At 53.2% G+C, this 222-nt stretch carries 1 rRNA gene; it reads right to left on the minus strand.

Features of this window, described 5'->3' with window-relative positions:
- A 5S ribosomal RNA gene (gene rrf, locus KKP04_RS15430) occupies positions 1-69 on the minus strand; the annotation flags it as partial.
- Positions 70-222 lie beyond the last annotated feature (153 nt).

Genomic DNA, 222 nt, shown 5'->3' on the forward strand with positions numbered 1-222 from the left:
GGCGCAGGAACGTTTCACGGTCGAGTTCGAGATGGGATCGAGTGGGGGCGTTCCGCTATAACCACCAGGCAAACGAAGGATGTCGGGACCGGCCGGGTTTTGAGGCCTGGCCTTTTTTTTCTCGGAATGATCTGGATTTGGTCTTTTCGTCAACTCACCGGACGGTGAGCATTGACTAATGAGAGCGATGAAGCCGATCGAACTATTAGTACTGGTAAGCTC

This window comes from Rhodomicrobium sp. Az07 (assembly GCF_018619475.1).
Lineage (GTDB): Bacteria > Pseudomonadota > Alphaproteobacteria > Rhizobiales > Rhodomicrobiaceae > Rhodomicrobium.